Source organism: Psychrobacter sp. H7-1 (assembly GCF_904846585.1).
GTDB lineage: Bacteria > Pseudomonadota > Gammaproteobacteria > Pseudomonadales > Moraxellaceae > Psychrobacter > Psychrobacter raelei.
The window spans coordinates 1-1,277 of the sequence record NZ_CAJHBH010000093.1 but is presented as its reverse complement, the minus strand read 5'-3'; the positions used below and the strand labels follow the sequence as shown (position 1 = coordinate 1,277).

General features: G+C 42.4%; 1 protein-coding gene. It reads right to left on the bottom strand.

The features are described from left to right. Positions 1–46: 46 nt before the first annotated feature. Positions 47–1,212 (bottom strand): IS3 family transposase gene (locus tag JMX92_RS13290; RefSeq protein ID WP_201546146.1). Its coding sequence is split into 2 segments (ribosomal slippage): positions 47–954 and positions 954–1,212, totalling 1,167 coding nucleotides; the frame shifts between segments, so codons are not numbered across the junction. Positions 1,213–1,277: the final 65 nt, after the last annotated feature.

The following is a 1,277-nucleotide window of genomic DNA, read 5'->3' as shown; positions in this document are numbered from 1 at the left end:
TGACCCCTGCCGTCAAATCCGTACAGTTAAACTTGGGAGATTTGAATCAAGCAGCTTGACGATAATAGTCAAACCACACCTGTCTTGGCGACTTATAGCCTAAACTCTTTTGAATCCTCGTTTGGTTGTAGTACAGCTCGATATAGCCGATGATATCATTGATTGCTACAAACCTTGTTTTATAGTCTTGGTGATACACTAGCTCATTCTTTAATGTGCCCCAGAAGCTTTCTATGGGTGCGTTGTCGAAACAATTGCCTTTACCACTCATTGAGCCTTTGAAATTACGCTGCTTGATGATTTTGTGATAGGCATGACTGCAATACTGGCTGCCTCTGTCAGAGTGCATAATCAATCCTTGGCTTGGACGTTTATTTTTGATGGCCATGTTCAATGCTTTGCATACTAAATCTGCGGTCATTCGCTTATTGATAGCATACCCGACCAGCTCTTTGGTGTATAAATCTTTGACTCCAGCTAAATACAACCAGCCCTCATTGGTCCAGATATAAGTAATATCACTGACCCACGATTCATTAGGACGCTTAGCATCAAATTGCTGATTTAGTATGTTTGGATAGACAAGCTTGTTGTGGTTGGAGTCCGTGGTGACTTTAAAACGTTTGTGGCGACGGCATTTGATGCCGTGTTCTTCTTTAATGCTTCTGACCATATATAGGCTAATATCGTGCCCTTGCTCTATCAGCTTTGCGTGCAGTCGATCAGCACCATAACGTGCTTTCGTTTCACTATGTGCCGCTCTGACAAGTAGCTCAGATTGGTTACGGTGTATCTGTTGCTCACTGATATCACGACTCAGCCAGTCATAGTAGCTAGAATGCTTAACCTTTAGTACACGACACATAGTAGTGATACTAAAGAAGAGATCGTTGTTTTTGATAAAGGCGTACTTCACTAACTGTGCTTGGCAAAGTACGCCGTCGCCTTTTTTAATATCTCTCGTTCCTCTTCGGCTACTTTAAGCTGTCGTTTGAGCTGCTTTATTTCCTGAAGAGCCGTCATAAGATCAGGATCATATTGTTCTGTGCCGATAAGCTTGCCTTGATTGGCTTTATTATGCCAATTAGATAAGGTCTGCATGGCGATGCCAAGCTGCTTTGCGGTCGCTGAGATATTGCCATTATTGTCTGCTATCTTCTTGACGGCCTCGGCTTTAAATTCGTCACTGTAGCTTCTTATTTTCTTGGTCATGATAAACTCCGATTAATACGCTTAGTTTACCAAGTTTAGGTGTACGGTTTCTTCAGCATAGCTCA